This is a genomic window from Allocoleopsis franciscana PCC 7113 (genome assembly GCF_000317515.1).
Taxonomy (GTDB): Bacteria; Cyanobacteriota; Cyanobacteriia; order Cyanobacteriales; family Coleofasciculaceae; genus Allocoleopsis; species Allocoleopsis franciscana.
In genome coordinates this window covers 4,550,527-4,577,150 of record NC_019738.1, presented here as the reverse complement: position 1 = coordinate 4,577,150, position 26,624 = coordinate 4,550,527, and the positions used below count along the sequence as shown (strand labels likewise).

Genomic DNA, 26,624 nt, shown 5'->3' with positions numbered 1-26,624 from the left:
CCAATCGAAAAGGGCTGTAACTACAGTAATACGGATAAAGTAAACCAAAATGTTGTCCCCTGTTCGGGGCGACTTTTAACCCCTATTTCGCCACCGTGAGCTGTAATAATTTGGCGACAAAGATACAACCCTAAACCTAAACCCGTGTAGGGACGATGCCCCTGAGAGAAATTTTTCGCATCCTTACCTCGGAAGTAAAGTTGGAACAAGCGATCGCACATTTCTTGACTCATGCCAACACCATTATCTGCCACGGTACAGCAAATCATTTCTTCCTTAACCTGAGCCTCTAGCCTGATTGTGATTCCAGGTGGGTTATGGTTTAAGGCGTTATTGAGCAAATTTTCAAAGACTCGCCTGAGTTGCCCTGCATCGGCACTAATCAGCGGTAAATTTGCAGGAACGAGATTCATTAAAGTAGCTTGATTTTTTGCCAACAATGGCTCGAAATCTTCAACTAAAATTCGTACCAGTTCACCCAATTGTATGGGGTCGCACTGCAAAGCAACGCCTGCCACTTCGCTGGCATGAACTTCTAACAGCGAGTTAATCAGACGCAGTTGGCGATCGCTGCTTTGCATCATCCGCTCTAAAACGGAACGAGAAACTGGGATACTTTCGGGTTGACAGGGTTGAAGGCTTTCATCCGACCCTTCAATGTTTAACTGGCTCACTTTCAATTCTTGAGATTTACCAACACTTAACCCGTCTGATTCCTGACGATGGAGTAAATTATTGAGTACCATTAACCAACCCAAAACTGGCGTCCGCAAGTCGTGAGAAACGGCGTGTAAAAAGATATCTTTGAGTCGGTGTAGTTCTTGAAGTTCAGTATATTTCTGCTTCAGCTCTTGGGTTCGTTCTTCGACTTGACGTTCTAAGTTAGTATTGAGTGTCTGTACTTGTTCGTAAAGTTGAGACTGCTGAACAGCGATCGCCACTTGAGTTGAGAGGGCTTTGAGCAAATCCACTTCAAAAGGCTGCCAGTGACGGGTGCGATCGCATTGGTGAGCCACCAGAACCCCAAACAGCTTCTTGTCACTGATCATAATGGGCACTGCTAAGCAAGCTTTGACTTGATATTGCCCAAAGTAATGCGTTCGTAGGGGGGAAATATCAGCCTGAGTTGTATCATCAATGACCTGAAGATCATCAGATTCAAACAAAGCTTGAAGTTCTCTGATATAAACTGAGTTTCCCCGCAATACTTCTAAAACTGAACCCCATTTGGGTGCCATCGATTCAGCCGCAATATTACCCTGCAATCGTTTATCAAAGTGAGTAATAAATACGCGATCGCACTCTAAAAATTGTCGAACTTCTGCAACCGTGGTCTGAAGAATGCGCTCTAAATCGAGGGATTGCCGAATCCGTAAAGCAATCTCTCCCAATAAGCGATGCCTAACGGCGGCTTCGCGAGCGCGTTGAGCCGTCAGTAGGCGATCTTCTTGGGCACGGTTGCGTTCTGTGATGTCACGCACAATCACCAAAACTTCGTCTTCCCCACATACGACAATTCTCGCTTCCCAGTAACGCAACGTTCCATCAATTGGCAACTGGTATTCTAATGTTTGGATGGTTCGACACGACAGGGCTTGTGCCATGAGCTGCCTAATTTCTTGGGCTAGGGGTGCGGGTAAAACCTCCTCGACCTTTTTTCCAATCAATTCCCTAGCAGGTACTACTAAATCATTGGCATTTTCCGCATGGCAATCTAAATAAATCCCCTCTCGACTTAAGCGAAAAATTAAATCGGGAATGGCATGGAGCAGAGCACGATTTCTCGCTTCACTTTGGCGTAGAGCATCTTCGGCTTGCTTGCGAACTGTAATGTCGCGAATGCCTACCACACGGGCTGTGCGTCCCTGATAACTAATGCTTTTAGCGGAAATCTCGGCGATAAACGTTGTACCATCTTTTTTGAGACCTACAACTTCCAACGGGTCATCACAGGGGAATTGTGCTCGAATTTGAATGATCGGCTGCGAACAGGGAGCGGTGATTTTTAGTACAGATTGATTGACGAGTTCGGCTTTAGAGTAGCCCAATAGGGCTTCGGTGGCAGAGTTAACATCGAGAATCAGGCCGCGATCGTGAATCATTACCGCTTCAAATGTGGCATCAAAGAAACTCTGCAAACGTGCTTCGCTTGCCCTTAAACCCCCCTCTGCCTGCTTACGGTCTGTAATGTCCACCAACACACCATCCCAAAACAAATCCCCGTTCCTCTGCTGCTCCAAGCGGGAAGTCCCTTGAACCCACTTGAGTTTGCCCGACGGTGTTATAATCCGACCTTCCCAGTTCCAAGGCTCACCCTTAGCCGCAGAATTCGCCACCGAACGTTCATAAGCTTCGCGGTCATCGGGATGGATTAAATTGGAAAGCATCTGAAAGTCGGCTTGAATCGCCTCTGGTTCTAACTCATAAATTTCTTGACAACCCGAACTGGCATAAAGAACAGAACGAGAACCATCGAGACGTTGCAAGAACTGAAAAATCATTCCTGGTACGTTAGCGGTGATTTGTTCCAAGCGTAACTGGCTCTGCTTCAGGGCATCTGCGGTTTGTCGGTGAGTGATACAGGAACCGATCATCGCTGCCATAGTCATTAAAACGGCAGACTCATCGGGTGACCATTGGTGCTCTGAGTGGCAGTCATCAAAGCCAATGAAGCCCCAAAGGTTACCGTTAACGGGTATGGGAACCACCAAAATCGACAAAATCCCCTGCGGTTCCAATAATTGCCGTTCAGGTAAGGATAAGTCTCGCACTAACCCATGACAAGAGTGTCCATCAGATAATGCCCCATACCAACGGCTCATACCAACAGAGGCAAAGGGGAGGTTCTGCAACTGAGGATTGTCAATTTCCGCCGTCACCGTTTCCCTTGCCCATTCACACCATTGGCTCATTGCTGGCTCAGCCGTTTCTGTGTGGGGATGAATCTCAAAAATATAGACTCGATCTACATGGGTGACTTGCCCTAAAATTGCTAAGGTTTGGTTGATGGCGGTTGCCAAGTCATCAGTTGTTAACAGTTGGTTTGTGGCTTGTGCCACCCCTTGCAGAAGATTCGGGTAAGTATGAACGGCGACACCATCCGTCTGCCAACTTGTTGAGGGTTCGACATTATGGCCTCTAGCGTTAGTCATTTCAGGGGGTGGGAATACTAGATAAACTCAGTTCAGAAAAGTCGAAAACTGCCAAAATTTTGCGCGATTTAAGCCATTCATCTTATCCCTCATTGATTCGGCGAAGCAGACTCTTAGTAACGCCTAATCGTACAACATAGCGCAAACGTAAGCGATAGGTACAATTAGCGAGCTTACGCTAACGCCTTCTGCACTTCATTCCCATCCAATGTCGCCGAGTTACTTCAGTACTTAGCTATACCGCATAAGTTAACATTAAACCGCTATTTAGCTATACAAATTTACAACATAACAGAGCTTCCTTTTAATGGAAGCTTCCATTAAGATATCTTTAATTCTTAATTGGCTAATTTCTCCAAAATAAAACTTTTTGAGCAACAAAGTTTGAAAAAATATCACTTTATAGCCTCATACTAGAGATACTCCTGGTCGTTCAGAAAAATAAGACGATCGCACGGATTGAGAATATGTGTGTCGCAGCTATACCATTGCTTGAGCCACAACATACAGCGCGATCGCTACTTTTGACGACAATACAATATAGGTTTAAGCGCCGTCTCAACTAGGGTGGGGATAGTTGTATGAGTTACAATCAGTTCCGAGCATTTCAATATCTCAATCAGACTCAATTACAAAACTTTGTCAGTGCCTGTCAAAAAATAATTATTCCTGCTGGTCAACGGATTGTGCAACAAAACTCCCAAGGGAACCAGATTTTCTTTGTTCTAGAAGGAAATGTTCGGGTGTTTCTCGATACTCCGACTGGCGAGAAGGATCTCTCTACAATCACAGCACCAACCGTTCTCGGAGAAATCAGCTTTTTTAGTGGTGAACCGAATTCTGCCAATGTTATGGCGCTAACACAAGTACGGGCGCTGACGATACCGTTTGACGTTTTGCGCCAACGTTTGCACACAGGCGATGCAGCCTCTTCCATTGTAATGTTGAACATGGCAGCCGCGATCGCACAACGGGCATCAGCCATGACTCGCAAAGTTTCAGAACTGTACAGTACCCAGCCGGATGATAAGCTTTCAGAACTCCAGAATGCGAGTAAGAATCTGTTTGGTGAATGGAGTTTTTTATAAAAAAATGTTCTCTCTGTAGAAACTGAGAGAACACTTACAGGGTTTGAGGTGCAACGCATGACACTCATGTTTGCCTATCAGCCAATGTAGTTATTGAATATGACAACTCAATGACAAAGAGATGACAATCTTGTCTTGATACTCTTAAATTACCTAATTCCAATTCAGCGAGACGCACCCAGATTCAGCGCTGCCTTCGCATCATCCAATCGGGCAAGGGCTAAATCCATCTCTCGGTTTGGCATACAACGACTCAAGATGGTGTTGTGTACCACATCAAAGGCAGACTCGACCGATTCGCTGTCTGTTGCCAAAATGTCACTGTGAGGTGGGTAGTCTGAGGGTTGATACCCTATCTGTTGACCACGTTTCACCGATAGTCCCGCCCAGGTTCTGGATTCTTCCAGGTACGCGATCGCTTCCTGGGTTTGAGCATCCAGGGGGTATAATCGCAAGACGACATCCAACAACTGAACAAACTGAAACTCCAGTTTAAGAATTTGATCGAGTTCCTCGCGAGTCGGCTGAAAATAGCGTGAAATGCGCTGACGCAGCGCTTGGGCTTCTATAGAGAGGTTTGACATAAGCAGGGGAGAGATTGGAGCTTTTTAGCTGTGTAATTGAGGTAGATCTGCACCCCTTGAGAAAGCATGTAACAATACATCTTAACTACATTGTGTAATTAGCTTGTGAAGCAAGACAACCCCCTCCGACAATTTGTGTTGCCTGCCACGAGTATCCTGGAATAGAGGAATCATAATTGTGACCGAGATTGAACAGTACCTATTCGATCTGCAAGGGTTCCTAATCGTGGAGGACGCCTTAACCGGTGCAGAACTCGCCGCCCTGAATGAGATTATCGACCAACAAATTGCCTTAGTTGATGAACCAGGGAAGCTGTGGTTGCGTTTCAACCGCTTACTTAGTTGGGGCACCCCCTTTCAAAACTTGATCGATAACCCCCGGATTAGCCCCTATCTGCTTGACCTGCTTGGCCCCAAATTTCGCCTCGATCACGATTATATTCACATTATTCGTCAAGGCACTGGGCCGATTGGTAGTGATCTACATGGGGGTGGAACTCCTTATGACCCTTGCCAGTATTACCTGTATAAAAATGGACGGATGTATAACGGCTTAACCGCCGTTGCCTACAATCTAACCGATGTGAATCCAGGAGACGGTGGATTTGGTTGCATTCCCGGCAGTCATAAGAGCAACTTCCCCCTCCCAGCCGAGTTGCAAGATTTAGCGTATCCTCATGTTTGCGTACAGGAGATAGTGGGTAAAGCGGGAACAGCAATTATCTTCACCGAAGCCTTAACCCACGGTACTCTGGTTTGGAAAGGAAAATGCGATCGCCGCACTCTTTTCTACAAATATTCTCCTTACCCCTCAGCTTGGTTGCGGAATTACTACAATCATGATGATTATCCCAATCTAACTGAGGCTCAACGGGACATCTTAAAGACGCCTGGTGTTTATCCCTAATTGAGCTGAAAAGCAATCTTTTACTAATTGGCTTTTTCCGTGTCATCCCTGACCCCCCCTACCCCCCTTATTAAAGGGGGAGCAATTAGAGAATATGTGTCAAACTCAAACCTAATTGGTATTAAACCTGCTCTCAAAAAAAGTAGGGATGCTTATGAGCCAAGCTAAAACTATTCTAAGTTCTCTCGGTCACGAACTTGATTGTCGCTCTGATACTTTTGGTGATTTAAAAGATTCATCAGACTTACTCTCACGACCGGATGCACTGCGTTTGAGAATGCAAGAAGAGGGTTATTTGTATATTAAATCTCTTCTCAATTCCCAAAAAATCTGGCAAGCTAGACGAGAAATAGCAGATTGCTTAGCGGCTGAAGGGTCACTTAGGGCTGATTCACCGATTGAGGATTGCATCGCCAAACCAGGCTTAACAATGAGTTTCCGTCCCGACTTAGCAACTCGAAGCCCAACACTTCAAGAAGTACTGTATTCGGGAGCGATGATGGATTTTTTTCACCTTCTTTTAGGGGGAGAAGTCCGACATTACGATTACACTTGGTTGAGGGCCGTCGCCCCAGGACGAGGAACTTACCCTCATGGTGATAGTGTGTACATGGGACGGGGAACGGACTTTCTTTACACGGCTTGGACTCCTTTAGGTGATATTTCTTGGGAGTTAGGGGGATTAATGATTTTGGAAAAGTCCCATCGTCTTGAAACCATTAAAAACGGCTATGGACGCAAGGATGTAGATAGTTACTGTACGAACAGAAAGAATGCATCAATGTATGCATCCGGTGAAAAATGGTGGGATGGCGCACTGACTAAAAATCCAGTTTCTTTGCGTAAAAAATACGGAGGACGCTGGCTTTCTGCGGAGTTCCAAGCGGGAGATGTTTTAATTTTTAGTATATTTACGATTCATGCCAGTTTGGATAACCGTTCCTGTGCGATTCGACTGTCTTCCGATAGCCGTTATCAGCTAGCATCGGAACCCGTGGATGAACGCTGGGTAGGGAAAAATCCGGTGGGTCATTCCGCTGCGGGAAAACGAGGGCGATCGTGTTAGGTTCGCGCTTTCTTTCATGAACACGCTCAATCCCATTCACCGTCAGGGCTGTAGCGAATTTGTCCGCTGACCCGCCCAGCAAAACTTAGCTATACTGCGGGAACTGGGGTGTGCGTACTGAATCGAGCAAATGTGTACGTTAAGGGCTTTGACTCTCTCTAAGAACAAAAAACGGTAGGGTAAGCATTCGCCACTTGCCGCGCTACTAGGTGGGATATTGTTGAAAAATTTGCAATATTTTGCCACCTTACAACCGAAGGTATTGTACCGAGCTGAAAACTGCCATCTGCCTTTAGGCTGATTTATAAACTTCCATATTAGAGCTGGAGAGAGTTTCAAGCCAAACGTACAGGATTGCCATGAGGTAGGCACACTCAATCGTTTATTGTGCTTTGGCAAAGAAGATGAGTGTGAACAGAATCTGGAAAGGTGGGCTTTGCAGGAAGGGTTTACAGTGGACAACCGGAGCATTAGGGCTACTTCCGATAGGACTTGCTGTTTTCAGTGTTCCGGTTTTCGCTCAGATTGTTCCTGATAATACTTTGGGGAATGAAAGTTCTCTGGTAACGCCGAATGTGAATATTCGAGGGCTGCCAGCAGAACGGATTGATGGGGGTGCTGTTCGCGGCAGTGCTTTATTCCACAGTTTTTCTGAGTTTAATGTCAACAACGGACAAAGGGTATATTTCAGTAATCCTGCTGGGATTGCAGACATCTTCAGCCGTGTTACTGGCTCGAATGTTTCTAATATTTTAGGTACGTTGGGGGTTGATGGTGGGGCGAATCTATTTGTGCTCAATCCGAATGGTATCTTGTTTGGGCCGAATGCTCAGCTAGATATTGGGGGTTCGTTTTTGGCAACAACTGGGAGTAGTTTCAAGTTTTCTGATGGCAGTGAGTTTAGTGCTACCCAGCCACAAGCAGCGCCCTTGTTGTCGATTAATGTAACTCCAGGGGTACAGTGGGGGGCTTCTCAGCCTGGAGCAACGATTACGAATCGTGGGAATTTGAGGGCAGGACAAGACTTGACGTTGGCAGCGGGGAATCTGGATGTGCAGGGGCAGTTGCAGGCGGGACGGGATTTGACGCTACAGGCACAGGATACGGTGAAGGTGCGCGATAGTGTCACAAATCCGTTTATTGCTTCTGCGGGTGGGAAGTTGGAGGTGCAGGGGAACCAAGGGGTGGATATTTTTGCCTTGAATCACCCCGATAGTGGCTTGTTTTCCGGTGGGGATATGGTGTTGCGGAGTGGGAACACTGTCGGGGGTGATGCTCACTACTGGAGTGGGGGCAATTTCCGGATTGAAACGTTGGATGGTAATTTAGGAAACTTATTTAGTCCCAATGACCCTGTGATTCGAGCCAGTGGCGATGTCAACTTTGGTGGTTACACAGGAGCCTCGTTGCATATCTTGGCAGGTGGTAGTGTGACGATTACACGTAGTGTCGAGATTAGACGTGCAGACCCAATCAACGGACTTGTTGAGGACGTTACCCTCTCTGATGGAACACCAGTAAAAATTAACGGCAGAACTCAACCGACTCTTGATATTCGAGCAGGAACTACTGCATTTGGTACTCCTGGCACTATAGGCACTTCAACTGCAACGAGTGCCAACATCACACTTGGTACTATCACAAATAACGGGGGCATGGTCTTTTTAACCAACCAGTATCAGCCTAATCTCGCGTTGGCAGGAGGAAACATTAACGTTAACGGCGACATTAATGCTTTTACAGGTGTGTTCAGTTCTGAGAAGAATGGTGGTTCCATAACAATTGATGCTCGTGGGAATATCTCCACAGCTTCTCTCTACTCCAGCACCTCTGAGGAGGGAAATGGGGGAGCGATCGCTCTAATCGCTGGTGGGAACATCTCCACACAGAAGCTATCCTCAGCTTCTAATTATCTTTCGATTCCCGACTATTCCGGGGGAAATGGGGGAGCGCTCTCTCTCAAAGCTGGTGGGTACATCTCCACAGGGGAGCTAGACGCTTACTCTTTGGGCGGAAATGGAGGGGCGATTACTCTAGATGCTGGTGGATACATCAAAATTAATGGGGACATCTTCACAGAGTCTCCAAACTCTGGGGACATAGGTGGGGGGGCGATCACTCTTACTGCTGGTGGGGAAATCATTACAGGGAATCTATCCTCCGTCTCCTCCCGCTTGCTGAGCAAGGATATTGGAACTGGGGGAGCTATTACTATCTCCACTACCAGCGGCAACATTTCTCTAGGCAAAGTCAACTCGTTCTCTTACTCACAATATGGCAATAGTGGAGCTGGGGGAGCAATTGATATCTCCACTACCAACGGCAACATTTCTCTAAAAGGCGATTTGAACTCGTTCTCCTACTCAAAATTTGGCAGTAGTGGAACAGGGGGAGAAATTTCCCTCAGTGTCAGAAATGGGAATATTGTAGGAGAGAGGTTTACTGCCGACGATAGTAGACAACGCTTTCCATTGCTTAACTCCTTTTCTGTCTCCGAGCAAGGAACCGCCGGAAATGGTGGCAAAGTTACTCTAGAAGCTAAAAACAATGTCAGCAATCTAGAAATCTTAACTCTATCTTCTTCCTCAGAAGCTGGGGCAGTTGATGTAAAAGGTTTTGGAAATTTATCGCTCACCGATACCAACATTATTACCAGCAAGCCGTTGACGCTGACAATTCCAGGAAACCCATCAGAGACAATTACCTTAGATGTTGGTAAGACGGGTCGCTCAGGAGATGTCGCTATTACCAGCTTAGGAAACCTCACATTCAACAATAGTCGGATTTTAAGTGACACCAAAGGCAGCAGCCCAGCCGGGAATGTCAACATCACTAGTCCTGGTCTAATCACATTCAATAACAGTCAAGTTATCAGTAATACCACCAACACTGGGCAGGCAGGAAGTATCACTGTCAAGGCACCAGAACTACGGCTTGATTCTTCTAGCCGTTTGTCTGCCGAAACGAGCAGTAGCGGACGCGCTGGAGACCTCACCCTGCGACCCTATGATAGTGGACAAACGCTATCTGTACTTTTACAAGAGGGAGCTAAGATATCAGCCTCTACCACTGACATCGGGAAGGGTGGCAACATCACAATCACAGCTCCTGAGTCGGTCACCCTCAGCGGCAAGGGCAGTATATCCGCCACAACTTCTAGCAATGGTCAAGCAGGAAGTGTGACAATTACTACCCCGACCTTGGCAATTGATGGCACACAGATATCCACCTCGACCTCAGGTAGGGGTAAAGGAGGAGACTTGAATATCACCGCTCCCAACTCCGTTACCTTAAGTGGTGATGGGCGGTTGTCAGCAGAAACTACGGGTTCAGGTCAAGCAGGCAGTGTCAACATCACCACCCCAACCTTAAATATCAATACTGGAGCAAAAGTTTCCACAACCACCACACAACCTGCCACAGGCACGGGTGGAGATATTACTGTCAGCACTAACACCCTCAACCTTTCTGGTGCTGACAGTAGCCTATTAGCTGAAACACAAGGAGTTGCTAATGCTGGAAATCTGACCCTTAATCCCTATAGCGGGAATGATTTGCAAGTGAATTTTGCTGAGGGTGCTAAAGTCTCTGCTTCCACATTTGGGAGTGGACAGGGAGGAAGCTTAAATGTTACTGCTCCTAACTCAGTTACCTTGAGGGGTGATGGGCAGTTGTCAGCAGAAGCCACCAATGGTGGTAACGCAGGCGGTGTCACGATTAATACTCAACAGTTATCTATCGAGCAAGGAGCGCAAGTTGCCGCTAGTAGTAAAAATGGTTCCGGTACAGCCGGTGATGTCAACATCACCGCAAGTACAGTTACCCTCAATGATGGTAAAGTTACCGCCGAAACTGATGCCGGAGGCAGTGCCAAACCAGCCAACATCACGCTGCGAAACTTAAATACTCTCAACCTCAGTAATAACAGCAGCATCTCTGCCTCGACTCAAACCGGTCAAGCTGGTAGCATCAACCTCAACCAAGGAGCAAATCCTGCTGCCTTAGTTACCCTCAACAACAGCCGCATATCAGCTCAGGCAGATGGGGAAAGAGGTAACGCTGGCGGTGTCACTCTCAACACCTCTCAACTGAGTTTAGAAAATGGTGCCAAAATCTCGGCTAGCAATATCTCAGGGACTAGTCAGGACATCACCTTACAAGGTTTAAACACTCTACAATTACGCGATCGCAGTGAGATATCCGCTTCAACGCAAACTGGTAAGGGAGGCAGTGTCAGCGTCAACGCGCAAGGAGGCAACGTCGCCCTCACTGGCAATAGCCACATTCAATCAGAAGCTAAGGGAGGTCAAGCTGGAAACCTAGACATTACAGCGAATCAACTGACACTTCGAGATGGTTCTAGCGCTACCGTCAGCAGTACGGGTGGAGGAACGGCTGGTAAGCTAGCGGTTAGTGCCCCAGAAGTGATATTAGAATACTCAGCTAAGTTAGCAGCAACCACACAGGCAGGTAGTGGCGGTGATATTCAACTACAGAATTTATCATCTCTACAACTGAGAAATAGCAGTGAGATATCCGCTTCAACGCAAACTGGTAAGGGGGGCAGTGTCAGCGTCAACGCGCAAGGAGGCACCGTCGCCCTCACTGGCGGTAGCCACATTCAATCAGAAGCTAAGGGAGGTCAAGCTGGAAACCTAGACATTACAGCGAATCAACTGACACTTCGAGATGGTTCTAGCGCTACCGTCAGCAGTACGGGTGGAGGAACGGCTGGTAAGCTAGCGGTTAGTGCCCCAGAAGTGATATTGGAATACTCAGCTAAGTTAGCAGCAACCACACAAGCCGGTAGTGGCGGTGATATTCAACTACAGAATTTATCGTCTCTACAACTGAGCAATAACAGTGAGATATCCGCTTCTACGCAAAGTGGGAAGGGAGGCAATGTGTCTGTCAACGCGCAAGGAGGCACTGTCGCCCTCACTGACAAGAGTAGCCTTAAAGCTGAAGCGACTAATGGAGGTCAAGCTGGGAACCTACAAATTACAGCGAATCAACTGAGACTTCGAGAGGGTTCACAAGCCACCGTTAGCAGCCCCCAAGGACAAGCCGGCAATCTCTCAATCACCGCCAATAACCTCTCGTTAGACAGAGGACAAATTACTGCCGAAACCGGACAAAGGAGCGATAAAGGGGGGGCAAACATCAATCTGCAAGTAACCGATTTATTACTCCTGCGTCACCAAAGCCTAATTTCGGCTAATGCTACAGGCGATGCAAATGGCGGCAACATCACAATTAAAGCTCCCTTCGTCGTTGCCGTCCCGTCGGAAAATAACGATATTATTGCCAATGCCTTCAGTGGCGACGGTGGACAGATCAATATCATTGACAACTACCGGGTATTCGGTCTAAAACCGCAGAACAGACAGAGTTTCGATACCTTACGGCAAAATCGCACTAGCGACATCAGCGCTAGCTCCCAATCCGGTAACCAGGGAAACATTAACATCCAATCCCTGAGCATCGACCCCAGTCAAGGCTTGACACAATTACCTGTAGAGGTAATCGACTCCAGCCAACAAATTGCCAATCGCTGTGGACCAGGCAACAGTAAGTCTGCCAATGGTCAAGGTGAATTTGTGGTAACCGGACGAGGCGGACTCCCTCCCAGCCCAGATGACATGCAACGGAGTGGAGCAATCCCACCCAGTTGGGTGACTCGTGATGGGGGCAACATCAGCCGTTCAGCCGCTCCGGTAGCACCTCCTGCCACCCCTGCGACTCCTCCCCTCGTGGAAGCACAGGGAATGTTCATCAATGCCAAAGGTGAAGTCGTTCTCACCGCCCAAACTCCTACCGCAACCCCTCATCAGCCTGGGATTTCCGAGCCGTTGTGTTCACCAGCAACGAAGGGAAATGAGTAATAATACCGTTCTCCCCGAATTGGCAGCATATCTAATTGTTCTCCCCCCTTTTTAACCGGAGCTTTAGTGAGGAGGGTTGGGGGGGATCTAAATGGTGTAACCAATTCACGCGATCGCTTCCCAATCTGGCAAGATTATTTAAACCAAAACCCATCTAATCCAACAACCGTTGACAAAGTTGACGGAAATCATCGCCTCGATGCTCAAAGCTTTGGTATTGGTCGAAACTAGCACAAGCGGGTGAAAGCAGGACAACATGGGCATTATGGTCTTGAGCCAATTGCGCCGCCCTCGGTACAGCCTTCGCCATGGTTTCCACAATTTCGTAACGCTCATACCCCGATTGCTTCAACCGTTCCGCAAAAGCAGATGCCGCATCACCAATGAGTAAAACAGCCGCCGCTTTGGCATGAATCGTCTCAATCCAACCTGTATCATCCCCGGCTTTGGCTTCACCCCCAGCAATCAAAATCGCAGGACTTGCCACGGAAGATAATCCAACTTGAGCCGCGTCATAGTTAGTGGCTTTACTATCATTAATAAAGTCAATTCCCTGCCAAGTGATGATGTGTTCCAGGCGATGAGGCACACCAGGGAAATTGGCGATCGCCTCTTGAATCGCTTCCTTTTCAATTCCTGCCAACCGTGCCGCCGCCACAGCCATCAATAAATTCTGCTGATTGTGTTCCCCCACCATCCGCAAGGATTCTACCTTGACAATTGGTTCATTTTGTGAAACGACCCAACCCTCTTGGATGTAAAATCCCCGATTAGGGTCGCCTAATAGAGAGTCTCTGCCTTTTACACTTGTCCAATAGGCATCAGGCCAGTGTTTTACACCCATTTTATGCAGGTAGGGGTCATCGCCATTGAAGATTTGGAGTTGCGATCGCCGCAGGAGTTGCGCTTTGATGTTGTAGTAATTTTCTAATGTTTTATGACGACTGAGGTGGTCGGGGGTAAAAGTCGTCCAGACACCAATTCTGGGAGCCAGGTCGTGTGAAGATTCAATTTGGTAACTACTAATTTCTGCAATCACCCAATCTGGGGGATTTTGGCTTGATGATTCCTCACTCCTGGCTCCTGACTCCAATGCCAGTTCACACGCAGCATTGCCGATGTTGCCGCAGGCGGGGGCATGGAAACCGGCGGATTGAAAAATGGCAGCAATCAGAGCCGTAGTGGTGGTTTTACCATTGGTACCGGTGATACCCACCCAAGGACAGGATTGGAGATGACGCCAAGCGAGTTCGAGTTCTCCAATCGTGTCAATTCCTTTGCTTCTCGCTGCCACTAATACCGGGATATCCCAAGGCACACCAGGGCTAACGACAATGAGTTGGGGTAAGTCCGCATCGTCGAGGGTTAAGGAACAACCCAGTTTAACGGTAATTCCCTCAGCCGCGAGGCTTTGTTGTTGTTGTTGCAGAGATTCGGAACCGTTCCGTGCAGCGATGCTTTCCGCGCTAGCAGAATCGCTGAGTGTGACTTGCCAGCCTTGCTGCTGAAGGAGACGTGCGGCAGCGATTCCGGAGCGTCCCAGACCAATTATCTGAGCGTTGGGCATAAATTAAATGGCAGATATCCCTGGTTTAGCATTCCCCATAGTACTCAGGAGACTGGGAACTTGCCAATTACCAGGGAGAAATAAGCGGGGGTGCTGGGGTGCGCGGGAGCTGGGGTGCGCGGGTGCGGGGAGAATTTAGAGATAAGCTTCTAAACTCTCCTCACCGTTCTTACAATTTATACATTTGCGATGCTCCCCAAAAAGAATAACATCGTCCTAACTTTTGACGATCGCGCCAAAATCAGCGAGCACACGCGCATGATTCCGCAGTAACCCCAGCAAATTCAAGCGATTCCGTTGGATGGCTAACTCCTCTTCTGTCGGATTTTCTTTCGCCGCCACCATCACCAAAACACTATCGTCGCCATCAAAGAATCGGCTCACCGTGGGTGCATTTTCTGCCAAAGCATTAACCAGTTGTTGGTAATTTCGCTGTTCTTGCGCGGCTTTCGTTTGCGGCACTAAATTAACAATGGCGTCATAGAAAGCTTGCTCGGAAGTCTTTTGGAATAACGTTGTATCGATTAAAGCCGTCGGGTCGAGTTGTTGCGTATCCAAATCCCCTTTTTGGGTCGCGAGGCGAGAAGAACGGTTAACCGTTTCGTAGATTTCATCTAACTTCCCGTTATTGCGGATTTCTTGGAGGAATAAGGCGCGATCGCGTACATCCAACAAATCTTTTAAGGCTCGCTCTGTATATTCCGGGTCATTTTCTCCTAAAACCGCATTCACCAAATCGTAGTCAACATTGGGCAAGTTGTACACGACACTTCCTTCTTGTAGGAGTGTGCGGATACGTTGGATAAAAAACTCCTGTAACGATTCTACCGGAGAACTTTTATCGGGATAAGCGGCTACAAAATCTGCTGATATATCCTGCAATAACTGATGCAAATTAATCGATAAATTGCTTCCCCAAGTAATATTAATTACCGCATTTGCTGCACGGCGCAGAGCAAACGGGTCACCTGAACCCGTGGGTATCATTCCCAATCCAAAGATACTCACTAAGCTATCCAGACGGTCAGCCAAACCTACCACTTGACCCGTAAGAGTATCTGGTAACTTATCGCTTGCCCCTTTGGGTAGATAATGCTCAAAAATTGCTGTTGCTACGGCTTCCGATTCTCCACTCGCTGCTGCATATTTTTGCCCCATTATTCCTTGTAATTCCGGAAATTCGTAGACCATCTGAGTCACGAGGTCAGCTTTACACAACAGTGCTGCCCGGAGGATATCAGTACGTTCGGATGCTGATACAGCGAGTTGGTCGGCAATTTGAGCGGCAATTTTCTCAATTCGCTCCACTTTACCGCGTACTGAACCTAACTCATCTTGAAATGTTACTTTCTCCAACTTGGGTAAGTAGTTTTCAAGAGGCAAAGATAAATCCGTTTTGTAGAAATACTGACCATCAGCTAAGCGGGCTTTAATTACCCGTTCATTGCCGGCGGCAATGATGTCCGATTTATTGGCATCGCCGTTAGAAATCGTAATAAAATTAGGCAGTAATTTCCCTTCTGTTTCGTTGGTAAAAACAGGGAAATAGCGTTGATGAGTCACCATGACTGTTGTGACTACTTCCGAGGGCAAACTTAAGAATTCTTGCTCAATTTTTCCGACGACGGCTGTAGGCCATTCCACTAAGTTGGTGACTTCTTCCCACAAATCTTGATCGATTGGGGCATAACCGCTTAGTTTTTGTGCGGCTGACTCCACTTGTTCTTTAATCAGGTTCTGTCGTTTTTCAGGTTCCACCATGACAGATGCAGAACGGAGAGACTCAACATAATCCGTTGCTTGGGAAAGGGTGATGGATTGGGGGTGTAAAATTCGATGCCCGTAGGAGATGCGATCGCTGTTTATCGTCTCCGATCCATTCTCCAGTTCTAAGGACAATACCTCCCCATCTAACAACGTGACTAACCAGCGAATCGGGCGGGGAAACCTCAAATCCCCATCACCCCAGCGCATAAACCGCCTACCTTCTAAGCCGAAAATCCACTGGGGAATGAGTTCGGTGAGAATCTCTGTCGCAGCGCGACCGGGTATTTTCTTCAAAACAAAGACAAATTCCCCTTTATCCGTATCTCTAACCTCAAGGGTGTCCAGTTCTACCCCCTGCTTGCGGGCAAAGCCAACGGCGGCTGGGGTGGGCTTGCCATCTTTAAACGCGGCTTTGGCGGGGGGGCCTTTTACTTCTTCTTCGCGATCAGGTTGCTGTTCGAGTAGCCCTGGAATGAGTACGCCTAAGCGTCGAGGCGTTCCGTAGTATTCAATCTCATCGTGGGTGAGGCATTGCTCCTTGAGAGACTGAGGAATACGTTCTTTCCACTGTGCGATCGCACTATCGACAAAATCTGCGGGTAATTCTTCTGTACCAACTTCTAATAAAAACGTAGGCATATCAATCAATCTAGAGAAGGCTGGACGTTACAGGCTGGTTTCAACAGTTTACCTTCTCACTCACTCCCCTGCTCCCCCGCTCCCCCGCTCCTTTCACCAGCCGTGTCATGGTTCATTTCAGGAATCTTAAATTCTGGGTGCCAGAACTGCAAGTCGGAATACCCTTAACCAGGGTTGGGGCGTTGGGTTTGGTATTGTCCGGATGCAGCGTTTCACAGGTAATGGCGACTGTTAGGAGTTGATCTTTCTCGGCTTTGGGGTTGAAATTGGTCGATGATACCCAAAAAACCGCTCCTACATAGCTTTTCAGGGGTGGTTCTGACTCTCCCTGCCGAGCGATCGCATAATGAAAGGCTGCCATTTTTGTGGTACGGATGGAATAATCGTAGTTAGCGGAGTGAGACTTGAAGCCTACACCTAAATCGGTCAGGGAGTTGGTAAAGGTTTTAAATTCTGAGTAATATGACTGTTGCGATCGGTTGATTGCACTCAGGTTATTCCTAGCTTCTGTCTGTCTTGCTTGAGCAGCGTTAGAGCCACCACTGACAATATTTGGAAAATTCAGAACTGTACCCATGCCTAAGAGCAACAGGATACTGAATCCACCCACTTTTGCCAAAGAGCGTCGCTTGTTTTGGGGTGTATCGGTTACAAGTTTAGGCATTAACGGCACCTCTTTTCCTTGATTCGGCAACCTATGGCGACTATCGACTGGAGTCCGGGGGAAATCGAGGGTTAGATTGGTTAAACAGGTATCCGTCGGGTGATTCAGCGAAGAATTTGGAGAGGAATTCGCTAAGTTTTTGAGCGGCATGGTTGTTCTCCCGACTGAGTGTAGCAAGTCAAATTCTGGTAACTGCCAATGGGACTAGCTATTTTATCTATCTCTCGCGTCTCTACCTCTTATGCAAAATATCCATTGACCTGAGCGTAGCGATTCCTCGGTACGTTTAAGGGTGATACATATCACTGACAAATCAAGCTTTCGTCAGTCCACCCTCACTTTCATTAGGATATATCTCTCAACTAACAGTGAACTCTAGATAGATATTCATTCTGATGATCGGGGCTAATATTTATACCAAAGGAGTTAAACATGAAACAGGATAAATCAAAACCCCAAGCCCCAGAGATTGTCAATCCTTCCAGCGAATCAACGCTCAATCAAGATGCTGTTAATGAAGTTGTTGATGAATACGAAATCAGCGCTAATTTAGACCAACCAACGGAAGTTGACCCAGCGACTCAAAAAGAATTAGGTGAAGTTGAACGAGCCTTAGAAAACTCCGTTATGGGAATTGAAGATGCATCTTAGCTCACTCAATTTCCCCAATCCTAATTTTGTTGAGTCACTTCTACATAAATATGCTCCAAACGCACCGGCTGACGGGAAATAGAGTCGAGGGGAATCCCATCGAAGCGGGCGATAATTTCTTTCAGTTCCAATTGTTCAGGTAACCAAAATGTGAGGTCATTGCCATAACGACGGTAAGTGAAGCCTAATGATTGAGCACGAGCGATCGCTTGTTCCTCCTGAGGGGTTTGTACCACTAGCATTTCTTGCGCTGTAATCCGTTGCCGCAACTCTTCCAAACTCCCCTCGGCAACAATTCCCCCTCCCTTGAGAATGCCAATTCTCTGACAAAGACGTTCCGCTTCATCTAATAAGTGAGTGGTGAGCAAAATCGTCATTCCTTGACTTTTCAAACGCCGAATCAAGTCCCAAATCTCATAACGTGCCTCAATATCTAACCCGGTCGTCGGTTCATCTAAAATTAATAACTTGGGCTGATGCACTAAAGCCACGGCAATATTCATCCGTCGCTGCATCCCACCACTCAAAGTTTCTATCGGACTTTTTGCCCGATCTAACAGGTTAACCGCTGCCAGACTTGTCTCAACTTGTTGCCGCCGTTGTTGTGTTTTTAAACCGTAGATTTGGGCATAAAAATTTAGGTTTTCTTCACAACTCAGGGTTTTATAGAGTAAATTTTCTTGAGGGGCGACGCCAACCAACAGTTTTGTGGTTTTGGATACGGGTTTGCCATTAATCTGAATGACTCCACTATCGGCACTCAACAAATTACAAATAATATTAATTGTGGTCGTTTTTCCTGCGCCATTTGGCCCTAACAATCCATAAATTTCTCCAGGTTGGATATGCAGCGTTAAATCTTGAAGAACTTGTCGCTCTCCATAAGATTTGCTTAATTTCTCGATGTTCAGCACGATGTCAAGTCCACACTAGGGCACAACTGTTATATCATTTCCCTTTAAGTGAGTTATAAGCTAACGCGCCTTAAAATCCTATCTGTTGAGAACAGAATAATAATCGCTCAATTCCGCTCCTCAGCTCCCCCGCCCCTCTGTAACTCCACTTAAGCATCGCTCGATTGGCTGCGTCCCGTCAGGTTGGCAACGACGGCAACTAACTCAATGGGTTCAATGGGCTTAGGTAGGTGCATCTGGAACCCGGCATCAAGAGTCCGAGTCCGATCCTCTTCTCTCACGAATGCCGTTAAAGCAACGGCGAGAATTGGCTTTCCCTGATCGACTTCCAGGGTTCTGACTTGGCGAATTAGCGAATAGCCATCCTCATCTGGCATACTGATGTCGCTAATGAGAATATCGGGTTTTAATTGTGCGATCGCTTGAATCGCTTCCTCAACCGATGTCGCTGTTTGGACTTGCGCCCTGCACTGTTCGAGAATAAAAGCGATCAATTCTAGGGTATCGGTACAGTCATCCACCACCACCACCCGCAAGCCATCGAGGGCTGGAAAGTTATCCAGAAGGACTCTGTACTTCTGGGGTGGCTGCTTTTGCTGGGAATCAATCATCGGTAGCTGCACGATAAAGGTTGCTCCCTTGCCTTCCCCCTCACTTTTGGCATAAACCACGCCGTTGTGCATTTCTACCAACTGACGCACGATCGCTAAACCCAATCCGAGTCCGCCATAGGGCCTGGTGGTTGTACCATCAGCTTGGCGAAAGTACTCAAACACGTAAGGCAGAAACTCAGGACGAATTCCCTTACCGGTGTCCCTCACGGAGATCTGAGCGTAGGGGCAACCCCAAGGATCGCCTGTACCCTGTTCGAGTCGAACTTCGATACGCCCCCCCTGAGGCGTAAACTTAACTGCATTGGACAGCAAATTCCAGACAATTTGCTGCAAGCGTTCTAAATCGCCCATCACTGAACCCACTGAAGGGTCAAGCATCGACTCAATCTGAATCTCTTTGAGTTCCGCCGTAGGACGCACGTTCTCAACGACGGCACCGATGATATAGTCCAGGTGAACTGGATAAGTATTGATGCGAATCTTACCTCGGATGATGCGCGAGATATCGAGAATATCCCCAATTAATTTTTTCTGAGACTTGGCATTGCGCTCAATCGTCTCTAATGCCCGATGCGTCGTCACTGCGTTCACGGTTCGATTCCGCAGGATCGTCACCCAACCCAGGATAGCGTTCAAGGGTGTGCGGAGTTCGTGGGAGACGATCGCCAAAAACTCATCCTTAATGCGATTCGCTTGCAGAGCCTCCTGATAAAGCCGCGCATTGTCCATCGCTATCGCACACCGTTGCGCCAGTTCCACCGCCATCATCAGATCAATCCGACTGTAGCGACGTTGTGGTTTTGACGAAACAAAAACCATCGTGCCCAGCGTTTGCTCACGGGCGATTAGGGGTACGATCATGTAAGATTTAGCATTAAACTGACGCAGCAGCTCCAGATGTGTAGCATCCCGTGCAATGGACACTAGGAATGCATCGGGAATGTCTGTAATCAGTTCTGGCTCCCCCGTTTCTAATACCCTCGCGACTCCATAATCCCCCTCGAACGGCAGCAGCTCGTTTTCCCGGCGTTCCAGGATTCGAGATTTCTGCTCGGCGTCGGTTGCAGCCACAACCGGCTGATTGAACAGGGTTGGGTTGTTTTCGACCAAATCAATAAAGCACCAATCTGCACGCGTCGGCACGGCTAATTGAGCCACCTGGTTCAGGGTGGTGGGGTAGTCGAGGCAGGAAGCTAACAGATGACTCGCCTCAGCCAGGAACGCGGATTGTTCAGCTTGAGCCTCCGCCGCTTCACGAGCCGCCTGCTCACGAATGAGTAACCGTTGTTGCCGCTCCATTTGCTTGCGCTCAGTGATATTCCGGAGTAACCAGCGTAGCGCCATCACCTTGCCACCCGGTTCACGCACAGGGGTGACCGTTAATGCGGCATTCAACACTTTATCGTAGCGGGGCTGGAGACTCACTTCCCACTCCTGTACTCGGTCTACCTGAGCCAGCTGAATTAGAAGCGCATAAAAACGCTGTCGTTCTGACTGAGTAATATAGATACTCAGCGGTTTGCCCACCAGAAATCGTGACTCAATGTTGAGCATCGAGGCGGCGGCACGGTTGGCTTCCTGAATTTTCCCATTCACATCCGTGACTAAATAAGCATCAGGAGCCAAGTCAAATAGTTCAACATAGCGCTGGCGTTGAACTTCCACAGCCTCGCGAGTGAATATCAATTCTTGATTTTGCTGGAGTAGCTCGGCTTGGGCAATCGACAGTTCTTCTAAAGCAATGTGAAGTTCCTCGCAAGCCTCTCTCAGTAATTGTCGCTGTTCCTCTGGTGATGGAGACGGGGTATCGGTTACTACCTCCTTTTGTTGCAGTAGTTCCGTCACACGAGAGAACCATTGTTCTATCTTTGGAGTCAATTCATCGAGATTCATCTTAAGTTAAGTTTTTTATAGTTATAGTTGAAGTTGCTATCAACTCTGCCTTTAGTATCTGAAAACTATTGCTCTTCATAGTGAACTATAACCATTTATACAAAGTTTTACTCGCTCTTGAGAAGTATCTCTCAATACTGGGTTGGTTTTAAGAGCCGTAGCATTCAAAATCTTCGCTCAACTCGCAGCATCCGTTGATAAGAAAGCCATCCCCCTGCCATCATGATTAGGGAAAACACACACAAAAAACTAAAATGCTCTTGAATATCTTGCAAATTCTTGCCATTAGCCCAGACATTTAGCAAAGCTTCATTCATGTGATAAATTGGGTTAAATTTGGCGATTTCTAAGAGTTTCTTGGGAAATAAAGAAGCGGGAAGAAAAGCTCCCCCTAAAATCAACAACGGTACCCCGAAAGCCGCCACTAAAGCATTGACATCCTCCGTCCGCCGTGCAAACTGTGTACCGAGAATAAATCCTACACCCACATAGGAAATAATACTGAGTAAAATAATCAAGACCCCCAGCAGCACCGAACCTTGAAACTTAGCGCCCCAAAAAGCCGACAAGGTATACACCAAAAGGGCTTGACCGATACCAATACAACTGTGGGCGAAAAAAATACCGAGAAAATAGGACGTTCCACTCAAGGGGGAAATAAATAAGCGCTTCAGCGTTTGCTGTTCTCGTTCGGCAACCACTGTTGCCACACTGCCGCCTAGGCAACTGAAAAACAAAGCCGCACCCACTAAGGTAGAAGGAGCAGCACTTTCAAAGGCTTTAGCGCTTGACAGCTTGGCTCGTTCTGCCAAAATGAACCCGTTAAGCAAGAGGACAGAAATTGGGAAAATACTCCAAAAAATCAGGCTGCGGCGTCGTCGCCCCAATTCAATCAAGATTCGCTGGGCTACCGCCAGTGTTTCGCGCCAATATTTCATCTTGTCAGGATTCGCTTACGATCGCATGAGTCAATCATCCAATTCTCCTCTATCACCACCCCCCTCACTCCCCCCGAACCCGGAGGAAGAAAGCAGACAGAACGTTCCTTCAATCTCTCGCCGGACTGCACTCAAAGTACTGGGTGTCGGTGCTGTAGGGAGTGTCATAGGATACTCTCGTTTCTCGAAGCCTCAGCCCACGGTTTTTCAGCAAGATACCCTGGATTTGCCCCGCCATTTGAGCCAACCCAAAACGGTGGTTGTGGTGGGGGCAGGACTTGCGGGGCTAGCTTGTGCCTATGAACTGAGTCAACGTGGATTTAGTGTCACCCTGTTAGAGAAGTCGCCTCAATTGGGAGGGAAAATTGCCAGTTGGCCGATCCAGGTAGGCGAGGAAACCTTCATGATGGAGCATGGGTTTCACGGTTTTTTCCCGCAATATTACAACCTCAACAGCCTGGTTAAAGAACTCAAAATTCGTGATAATTTTGTCTCGTTAAAGTCTTATGCGGTGGTTTTTCGGGATGGCAAATACCAGCCAGAGGTGTTTAAACCCAACCATTCGGCGTTTCCCTGGAATGTGGTCGATTTAGCGATCGCCTCTCCCAATTGGCTACGCTGGGGGATTAATCTCACCAAACTGCAACACTGGAAAGTGTTTCGGGAAATTGGAGGATTTCAGATTCCAGAGAGTTTTGATCGCCTGGATTCCCTCTCCGTGGCTCAATGGATTCAGCCCGATTTCCCCCAAGGACTTTATGATTTATACTTTTTACCCTTTGCCAAATCCAGCCTGAACGCCCCAGATGTGTTGAGTGTGGGAGAACTAATGCAGTTTTTCCACTTCTACTTTTTTGGCAATCCAGAGGGATTGGCGTTTAATGGCACCCGGCAAGATATGGGTACCAGTTTAGTGCAACCCATCCGTCAAGCCATTGGGCAACGGGGCGGCAAGATTGTCACAGAAGCAACCGTCAGCCGCATTCACTGCCAGCATGATCAGATTGCATCTCTCAGCTATCAGCAGGGAAGTGTGCAAAATGATGTTCCCTTTTGGGTTCAGCGTAGCGTGGGCAACTCCGAGTCTGAGGTAGCCGCAACTCAAGGAATGCTGGACTATTACGGGGCGGGGGATGCCGTTTTTGCCGCCGTACCGGGAAGCGATGAAGCCATTTCTCTCACCTGCACTCACCAAGGCTGTACCGTGCAGCACCAAGCGGATGGGAAGTTCCTTTGTCCTTGCCACGGCGCACTCTATGATGCTGAAGGGCGAGTCTTGGCAGGGCCGGCTCAACGAAATTTACCTCGCTTCCAAATTACTCAACGTCAAGATCAGCAAGTTCAGTTGGTAGGGGTGCCAGGGATTGCACCTTTACAGCCATCGGGAGAGACAATTCAGGCCGATTATTATGTGTTTGCCACCGATGTACCTGGAGTGCAGCAGTTATTTAAGCGGTGTGAGGGTGAGGTGAATCCACAGGTACAAACTCAGGTGGAGAAATTAAGCGTAGCAGACCCCTTTGCCGTTGCTCGTTTCTGGTTTGACCGCGACTTTGATTGGGAACACAGTAATTTTACTTCGTTATCGGGTTATCAACTCACCGATAGCATCACCCTGTATCACCGAATTCAAGAGCAATTTATCGCTTGGCATGAGAAAACAGGCGGCAGTGTAGTGGAGTTACATGCTTACTGCTACAAAGAGAAACAATTCCCCAATCAACAAGCTTTACTCACAACATTTGAACAGGAACTTTATGAAATTGTCCCCTCTCTGAAACAGGCGACAATGCTCCATCGGGAACTGGTGAATCAGAAGAATTTTTCGGGCTATCCACCCGGAAGTTATGCCCAACGCCCGGAAACTTCCACTGATATTTCCAATCTGATTTTTGCCGGAGATTGGGTGAAGATGCCTTTTCCTTGTGGCTTGATGGAACGGGCGATTAGTAGTGGGTTACTGGCGGCGAATCAGATTTTGCAGCGAGAGGGGTTAAAGAGGCGATCGCTGTTTTCAGTGAATCCGGAAGGTATCTTGAAAATCTAGCTTCTAGTGCAGCATGGCGGAAATAAGTGACCCGTTAATGAAAGAGCCAAAAGTAGAAAGTATAAGCCTTTCAACCTTCTGCCTTCTGCCTTCTTGCACTAGTTTGTTGCTAATTGCGAAGGGATGGAAATTATCCCCAGTATCGATTAGCCAATGGAGCTAACTACTACATCTTTTGTTCGCGATTGCCCTAAAGGGCAATCGCGAACCGATTTGGCATTTTAACCGTTTCCGGGAAACTCGCTTTCTTTTTACCCAACCGCTCCCTAACTCCACAAGAATGCTCCTTAATCTCACGAGATCGAGCTTGAATTTTATAAGAGTGAACTGTAATCTGCTTAGACTCAGTCGTAAGCTGAATAGAATAAGCGATCATCTGAGCAGACTGAACCCTAAGCTTATGAGACTTAGCCTTACACTCATCAATTGTGCTTCCGACAACTTCCTTGGGTTTGAGCATACGACTTGCCAAAGGGTTAGCCTCATCCATTGGGAGCTTCTTTGAGTTAATCAGATTAGAGATTTCCTGATTCATCCATTCCAGTTCTTGCTTTGCATACTCCAATTCCTGAAGGCATTTCTTTGTATACTCATATCCATGAGCCAACTCTTGCTTCAAGCTTTTTACTTGTTCTTGCAAGAGTTCCATGTCTTCCTCCATATCCCATCTTTTTCTCTTGCTCAACTCTTTCATTGGAGGGAGATTACAAGGGTTATCTTGATTAGAACTTGAGCTTTCGGTATTCATAAGCTCTTGGACTAAGATTTAGATTATTCGTTAGCTGGACTACTTCCTGCTTCTAGCTTAGTACATCTGCTAAAAAGTATACTTTTCATAATTGTATACATAATTACTAGATGCGTTAAACATCAAACGATCTCAAACCTCTCCAACGGTTGCTTACTGAGGGTTTGACCCCTCAGTCTTTATAATGACGGATTATTAACTTGTAATTGAAAGATGAAAGATGGGTTAGAGACTCCAGTCTCTTCCCAGCGAAAATCGACAGCTAATTTCGCCTGCAAGCTAACATCATGCAATCTCCCTCTCTTACTGTCCAGAACCTTAATATTCGTGAGTTGGGCATTAATCCTAATCATTGGTATGTAGTGGCACGTAGCACTGAGGTGCAAACCCAACCTTTAGGTGTCACTCTCTGGCATCAGCCGATTGTCCTTTATCGAGATAATAGTGGTGGAGTCCATGCCTTAGAAGACCGCTGTCCCCATCGGCAGGTTAAACTCAGTCATGGTTGCGTTATCGGCGATCGCTTAGAATGTCATTACCACGGATGGCAATTTCAGTCAAGTGGTGAGTGTGCTGCCGTTCCTTATTTAGCCGCCAATCAGAAATTACCAAACTGTAAAATTCGCACCTATCCCGTTCATGAACAAGATGGTTTTATCTGGCTGTTTCCGGGCGATGTAGAGACATTGCATTCAGCCCAAATACAACCAATGGGTGTACCAGAATGGGAACATCTCAACTACATTGCCACTGTTTCGGTGATTGAATGTAAAGCCCACTATTCGTATCTCATTGAGAACCTGATGGATATGTATCACGGGCATTTGCATCAGGATTGGCAAGCTTGGACGGATGCTGTATTAGAAGATATCGAAGAAAAAGATAATCGGGTGGATGTCCATTACCAGGCACAAAGTTATTACAAGATTGACAAAATTTGGTCGATTTCTCAGTTATTTTTTCCAGCCTTGCGTCGCCTCCATCCAGAACCATTGGATGTGAGTTATGTTTATCCCCATTGGGTTTCTACGTTAGGCAAGGATTTCAAGATTTACTGTCTATTTTGCCCAGTGAGTGAGACACAAACTCGTGCTTATTTGATTCATTTCACTTCGCTGAATGCATTTTGGCGGTTGCACAAGTTACCTGTGCGGTTTCGTCGGTTTGTGAAAGATAGTTTGTTTGGTTCGGCGCAAAAGTTACTGGATGGATTGGTACGTCAGGATGTGTTGATGATTGAGGAGGAACAACAGGCGTATTTGAATAATTCTGAACGGAAAAGTTATGAGTTGAATCGGGCGTTGGTGAGTGTGCAACGGTTGATTAGGAGTCAGGTGGAGCGGGGGTAAGCAGATGCACGTAGGGTGTGTTAGTAGCGTCAGCCGCAGGGCACCAACCTGTAATAATTTGATGCGTTACGCTATCGAAGATCGCATCCTACAACTATAGTGCGATCGCGTTGCGCTGCTGCTTTGTGCAGATCGCATTATTCATCAGGGT

At 47.3% G+C, this 26,624-nt stretch carries 16 protein-coding genes; 7 read left to right on the top strand and 9 right to left on the bottom strand.

Going from position 1 to position 26,624, the window contains the following annotated elements:
• Positions 1-20 precede the first annotated feature (20 nt).
• Positions 21-3,152 carry a GAF domain-containing protein gene (locus MIC7113_RS18965; RefSeq protein WP_015183788.1) on the bottom strand — a complete coding sequence of 1,044 codons (3,132 nt, stop codon included), beginning with the start codon at positions 3,150-3,152 and terminating at the stop codon, positions 21-23.
• Positions 3,153-3,733: 581 nt separating this feature from the next.
• On the opposite strand from MIC7113_RS18965, the gene MIC7113_RS18960 reads away from it, so the two are divergent.
• Positions 3,734-4,240 (top strand): cyclic nucleotide-binding domain-containing protein, encoded by a 507-nt coding sequence (locus MIC7113_RS18960; RefSeq protein ID WP_015183787.1) that lies wholly within the window; start codon positions 3,734-3,736, stop codon positions 4,238-4,240.
• Between the two features lie 164 nt (positions 4,241-4,404).
• Here the strand turns inward: MIC7113_RS18960 and MIC7113_RS18955 are convergent, their stop codons facing one another.
• Positions 4,405-4,824 (bottom strand): hypothetical protein, encoded by a 420-nt coding sequence (locus MIC7113_RS18955; RefSeq protein ID WP_015183786.1) that lies wholly within the window; start codon positions 4,822-4,824, stop codon positions 4,405-4,407.
• A 178-nt stretch (positions 4,825-5,002) separates the two neighbouring features.
• Between MIC7113_RS18955 and MIC7113_RS18950 the strand changes: the two genes are divergently transcribed.
• The 3 genes from MIC7113_RS18950 (at position 5,003) to MIC7113_RS33575 (ending at position 12,682) form a co-directional block, all read left to right on the top strand.
• Entirely contained in the window at positions 5,003-5,731 is a 729-nt protein-coding gene (locus MIC7113_RS18950) for a phytanoyl-CoA dioxygenase family protein (RefSeq protein WP_015183785.1), read from the top strand.
• 154 nt (positions 5,732-5,885) lie between these two features.
• Entirely contained in the window at positions 5,886-6,797 is a 912-nt protein-coding gene (locus tag MIC7113_RS18945; protein WP_015183784.1) for a phytanoyl-CoA dioxygenase family protein, read from the top strand.
• Between the two features lie 404 nt (positions 6,798-7,201).
• Positions 7,202-12,682 (top strand): two-partner secretion domain-containing protein, encoded by a 5,481-nt coding sequence (locus tag MIC7113_RS33575; RefSeq protein ID WP_015183783.1) that lies wholly within the window; start codon positions 7,202-7,204, stop codon positions 12,680-12,682.
• A gap of 154 nt (positions 12,683-12,836) precedes the next feature.
• Here MIC7113_RS33575 and murD read toward each other — a convergent pair whose 3' ends face one another.
• The 3 genes from murD to MIC7113_RS18925 form a co-directional block, all read right to left on the bottom strand.
• Positions 12,837-14,249, bottom strand: coding sequence for a UDP-N-acetylmuramoyl-L-alanine--D-glutamate ligase (gene murD, locus MIC7113_RS18935; RefSeq protein ID WP_015183782.1), 1,413 nt, complete (start codon positions 14,247-14,249; stop codon positions 12,837-12,839).
• Between the two features lie 216 nt (positions 14,250-14,465).
• Complete coding sequence (glyS, locus tag MIC7113_RS18930; protein ID WP_015183781.1) at positions 14,466-16,655, bottom strand: glycine--tRNA ligase subunit beta; 2,190 nt, start codon at positions 16,653-16,655, stop codon at positions 14,466-14,468.
• 112 nt (positions 16,656-16,767) lie between these two features.
• Positions 16,768-17,469, bottom strand: a complete 702-nt coding sequence (locus MIC7113_RS18925; protein ID WP_015183780.1) for a type IV pilin-like G/H family protein — start codon at positions 17,467-17,469, stop codon at positions 16,768-16,770.
• A 282-nt stretch (positions 17,470-17,751) separates the two neighbouring features.
• Between MIC7113_RS18925 and MIC7113_RS18920 the strand changes: the two genes are divergently transcribed.
• Entirely contained in the window at positions 17,752-17,970 is a 219-nt protein-coding gene (locus MIC7113_RS18920; RefSeq protein ID WP_015183779.1) for a hypothetical protein, read from the top strand.
• 20 nt (positions 17,971-17,990) lie between these two features.
• Here the strand turns inward: MIC7113_RS18920 and MIC7113_RS18915 are convergent, their stop codons facing one another.
• The 3 genes from MIC7113_RS18915 to MIC7113_RS18905 form a co-directional block, all read right to left on the bottom strand.
• Entirely contained in the window at positions 17,991-18,884 is an 894-nt protein-coding gene (locus MIC7113_RS18915; RefSeq protein ID WP_015183778.1) for an ABC transporter ATP-binding protein, read from the bottom strand.
• 149 nt (positions 18,885-19,033) lie between these two features.
• A complete protein-coding gene (locus tag MIC7113_RS18910; RefSeq protein ID WP_015183777.1) occupies positions 19,034-21,391 on the bottom strand; it encodes a hybrid sensor histidine kinase/response regulator in 2,358 nt (785 codons plus the stop codon).
• 164 nt (positions 21,392-21,555) lie between these two features.
• Positions 21,556-22,329, bottom strand: coding sequence for an ABC transporter permease (locus MIC7113_RS18905; protein ID WP_015183776.1), 774 nt, complete (start codon positions 22,327-22,329; stop codon positions 21,556-21,558).
• A 25-nt stretch (positions 22,330-22,354) separates the two neighbouring features.
• Here MIC7113_RS18905 and MIC7113_RS18900 point away from each other — a divergent pair, with 25 nt between their 5' ends.
• On the top strand, positions 22,355-24,376 hold the full coding sequence (locus MIC7113_RS18900) for an FAD-dependent oxidoreductase (RefSeq protein ID WP_015183775.1): 2,022 nt from the start codon (positions 22,355-22,357) through the stop codon (positions 24,374-24,376).
• Positions 24,377-24,566: 190 nt separating this feature from the next.
• Here the strand turns inward: MIC7113_RS18900 and MIC7113_RS18895 are convergent, their stop codons facing one another.
• Entirely contained in the window at positions 24,567-25,037 is a 471-nt protein-coding gene (locus tag MIC7113_RS18895; protein ID WP_155898044.1) for a hypothetical protein, read from the bottom strand.
• Positions 25,038-25,411: 374 nt separating this feature from the next.
• Here MIC7113_RS18895 and MIC7113_RS18890 point away from each other — a divergent pair, with 374 nt between their 5' ends.
• Positions 25,412-26,473, top strand: a complete 1,062-nt coding sequence (locus MIC7113_RS18890; protein ID WP_015183773.1) for an aromatic ring-hydroxylating dioxygenase subunit alpha — start codon at positions 25,412-25,414, stop codon at positions 26,471-26,473.
• Positions 26,474-26,624: the final 151 nt, after the last annotated feature.